General features: G+C 65.9%; 5 protein-coding genes and 1 tRNA gene. 4 read left to right on the top strand and 2 right to left on the bottom strand.

What is annotated here, in order from left to right; genetic code table 11:
• Positions 1-52 precede the first annotated feature (52 nt).
• Positions 53-538 carry a Dps family protein gene (locus tag ACNPM4_RS13360; protein ID WP_029263436.1) on the bottom strand — a complete coding sequence of 162 codons (486 nt, stop codon included), beginning with the start codon at positions 536-538 and terminating at the stop codon, positions 53-55.
• A gap of 130 nt (positions 539-668) precedes the next feature.
• Here ACNPM4_RS13360 and ACNPM4_RS13355 point away from each other — a divergent pair, with 130 nt between their 5' ends.
• Together ACNPM4_RS13355 and ACNPM4_RS13350 are read left to right on the top strand one after the other, a co-directional pair.
• Complete coding sequence (locus ACNPM4_RS13355) at positions 669-1,205, top strand: gamma carbonic anhydrase family protein (protein ID WP_372466847.1); 537 nt, start codon at positions 669-671, stop codon at positions 1,203-1,205.
• 30 nt (positions 1,206-1,235) lie between these two features.
• Positions 1,236-1,309, top strand: a tRNA-Ile gene (locus ACNPM4_RS13350).
• Here the strand turns inward: ACNPM4_RS13350 and ACNPM4_RS13345 are convergent.
• Positions 1,307-1,939 (bottom strand): helix-turn-helix domain-containing protein, encoded by a 633-nt coding sequence (locus tag ACNPM4_RS13345; protein WP_168380851.1) that lies wholly within the window; start codon positions 1,937-1,939, stop codon positions 1,307-1,309. The two genes, ACNPM4_RS13350 and ACNPM4_RS13345, sit on opposite strands and share 3 nt — an antisense overlap.
• A 129-nt stretch (positions 1,940-2,068) precedes the next feature.
• Between ACNPM4_RS13345 and ACNPM4_RS13340 the strand changes: the two genes are divergently transcribed.
• A complete protein-coding gene (locus ACNPM4_RS13340) occupies positions 2,069-3,289 on the top strand; it encodes a globin domain-containing protein (protein WP_448985993.1) in 1,221 nt (406 codons plus the stop codon).
• Positions 3,290-3,407: 118 nt separating this feature from the next.
• The coding region (locus ACNPM4_RS13335; RefSeq protein WP_448986034.1) for a DUF6458 family protein at positions 3,408-3,540 on the top strand (133 nt) is incomplete at its 3' end.

Genomic DNA, 3,540 nt, shown 5'->3' with positions numbered 1-3,540 from the left:
CAGTAGGGCCGGTCCTCCGATGACGGAGAACCGGCCCTTCTGCGGTGGATGATCAGGCGGCGATGTGCGAGACGAGGAACCAGCGGTCCTTCTCGAGGCCGCGCTGAATCTCGATCGCGACGTCCTGGCTGGTGAGGTCGACCTCGTCGAGCCCCTCGACGGCAGCCTTGACATCGACCAGGATCGCGTCGATGTCGGCGATCACGGCGCGGATCAGCTCGTCCGACTGGGTGAAGCCCGCGGGGACGGTGGTCGCGCCGGCCTTCTCAGCCACGGCGCTGACACGGGCGTCGATCGGCAGGCCGAGGGCGACGATCCGCTCGGCGGCAGTGTCGGCGAAGTCGCCGGCATGCGCGACGATCGTGTCGAGAAGCTCGTGAACGCCGACGAAGTTGGCGCCGCGCACGTGCCAGTGCGCCTGCTTGCCGTTGACGGTGAGCGCCTGGAGGCCGAGCACGACAGGGGAGAGGAACTGGGCCGCCCCTGCAGCCACGGTCGGGTCGATGGCGGTGGTGGAAACGGTCTGTGCCTTGCTCATCTTGTGCTCCTCCGGAGGGAAATCGCGTATCTGATGTATGCAACGCTACTCAGGCTGAGACATTCCGCAAGCAAGCTGAGGCTGGGCTCACTTCCGCATGATTCCGCGGGCATTCGGGTAGCCTCGCCTCATGAGCATCGCTGCCGGAGCTTCCGTCCTCGCCCTGCCGAACAGCGTCCCGTCGATCGCTGACACGGCGTTCGTCGCGGAGGGCGCCCGCATCATCGGAAACGTCTCGCTCGCGGCCGGCGCCAGCGTCTGGTACAACGCCGTGCTCCGCGGCGACTCTGCAGGAATCTTCATCGGCCCGGACTCCAACGTGCAGGACAACGTCTCGGTGCACGTGGATTCCGACCACCCCGTATCGGTCGGCGCAAAGGTGTCCATCGGCCACAACGCGGTCGTGCACGGTTGCACGATCGGCGACGGCACGCTCATCGGCATGGGCGCCGTGATACTCAGCGGAGCGAGGATCGGTGCCGGGTGTCTGATCGCCGGGGGTGCGGTCGTGCTCGGCGAGGCGGAGATCCCGGCTGGTTCGCTGGTGGCCGGGGTCCCCGCGAAGGTGCGTCGGGGGCTCAGCGACGAGGAGCGAGAGGGTCTGATCGCCAATGCCGATATCTACCTCGTGCACTCGCGGAACCACTCCGCGGCTACCCGGGCGTGACCGTCTCGGCCGCTAGGCTGAGAGACGTAAGGGGCGGTGGCCAAGCTGGTTAAGGCAGTGGGCTCATAACCCAACGATCGCGGGTTCAAGTCCCGCCCGCCCTACTCTTCATCTTCAGCGATTCGTGCGTCGCCACGCGTGAGGAACAGACGGCAGGTGTGACTCGTGACGAACGGCTCGAGAAGTTTCACCTCGAGCGGGCCGTCACTGTGGCGGAGAACGTCCCTCACCAGCTGAGCATGTACACCGCAGACGAGCTCCTGATCCGCGACGAGCAGGTCGTGATACTGACACGGGGTGAGGTCGAATCGTAGGGCCCTCTCGTCGACGACCGGGTTCAGGCCGGCATCATCGAGATGCTCGTAGAGCACATCGACCTGACGCAGCGCATCGGCCTCGAGCTCGTGCGGGGTCTCGCACGACATCGCCCGCAGCATGCGCCCCCGCGAGATAGCCCCCGCGACGCGAGCGCGCGCCACGGCGCTCGATGCGGTGTCGTGAACCGGGTGAAACACCACTGGCGGACGGCCACGCTTGCCCAGGACCAGAGTCTCACTGCAGATCAGCCCTTCGTCCTCGAGCACCCGCACATGATCACGCACGGTGTTGAGGGGTATTCCGCATTGCTCCGCCAACTCACCTGCTGAGCGTCCGGGGGTCTGCTGGATGGCGTGGAGCAATTGGAGCCGACGGGGTTGTGTCAGCCCGCGGAAGTCATGGGCGCGGCGGGGCATGTGGCGAGAGTAGACGGGGAGACGACCGTCGGTCTCACGTTCGACCGGAAATAAACCGGTAGAACGGAATGCGATGTCCGCGACGACTCGAGATGGTGGAACAACCATCACGATGAGGGGCGGAAAGCCATGAGACTCACATCAGAATCCGAGGCGATCGTCCGAGCGACCGCGGGGGTCGTCGCAGAGCATGCCGACGAGATCACCACTCGCTTCTACCGCGAGATGTTCGCCGTGCATCCGGAGTTGCTCCGAGTGTTCAACCGGGCGAATCAGGCGATCGGAGAGCAGCCGAAGGCCCTTGCGGCATCGATCGTCGCATTCGCCGTGCAGCTGATCGACCCCGAGGCACCCGACTTCGCACCGGTGATGCGTCGAATCGCGCACAAACATGTGTCGCTGGGCATCAAGGCGCGCCAATACACGATCGTCGGCCATCACCTCCTCGATGCGGTCGGAACCGTACTCGGCGACGCCGTCACGCCGGAGATCAGGGCCGCATGGGACGAGGTTTACTGGCTCTTCGGATGCTCGCTGATCGCGGAAGAGGCGAAGCTCTATGCCCTCGGCGGCACCGATCCCGATCACCCCTGGCGGAAGCATCGAGTGGTGGAACGGGTCGAGGAATCGGCTGACGTCGTGTCGCTCCTCCTCGCTCCGGTCTCCGGAGATGTCGCGACCCACCGCGCGGGGCAGTACGTGGCCATCGCCGTCGATCTACCGGATGGATCGCGCCAGCCGCGCCAGTACACGATCTCGTCCGGGCCCCGCAGCGACTCGCTGCGCGTGACGATCAAGCGTGTGCGCGCAAACGGGCGCACGCCTGACGGCCAGGTCTCGACATGGTTGCACGAGAACGCACATCCGGGAACGCTGCTCGACGTGTCGCAACCTGCCGGCGATGTCGTCGTCGACCACGATGAGACTCCGCTCGTCCTGGTATCCGCCGGTATCGGCATCACCCCGGTCGCCGCGATCGTCGAAGAGCTCTCGCGCCACTCCCCGGCGCGCACCGTGCGCCTGTTCCATGCCGATCGCTCGCACGACACTCACGTGCTGTACGCGTCTTTGCGCAGGCAGGTGCTGGCGATGGAAGACGCCCGTGCGCAGAACTGGTATCGAGACGATGCGGGATCGGCGCCGACTCTTCGACCCGCGTTGTCGGGGCGCATGGACCTCGCCGCCGTCGAGCTGCCGGACGATGCGGACGTCTTCATGTGTGGGCCCTTGGACTTCATGCGCACATGTCGATCCACACTCCTGGCGCGCGGCGTCCCGCCGGAGCGGATCTCCTACGAGGTGTTCGGACCAGATCTCTGGGCGCAACAGCCGACTGTCGAAGCGGCCTGATCGCCGCACCGGGATATCGTGCGACCCGGACAGAGGCCGCTGTCAAGCCCCTCCCTGGCGCCCTCCTCAGGCGACATCCTTCCCACGTGCGGCATAGCGTCGCAGAACGGGAGGCACCATGAGCATCGGCAGCGGAATCGCGCTCTTCGTGATCGGGGCGATCCTCGTCTTCGCGGTGAACGTCGACATCCAATGGGTCGACCTCGACATGGTCGGGTACATCCTGATGGGCGCCGGCGTCGTCATCTTCC

The sequence above is a fragment of the Microbacterium umsixpiens genome (assembly GCF_053543675.1).
Note: the sequence above shows the minus strand (reverse complement) of the source record. Positions and strands in the feature narration are given on the sequence as shown.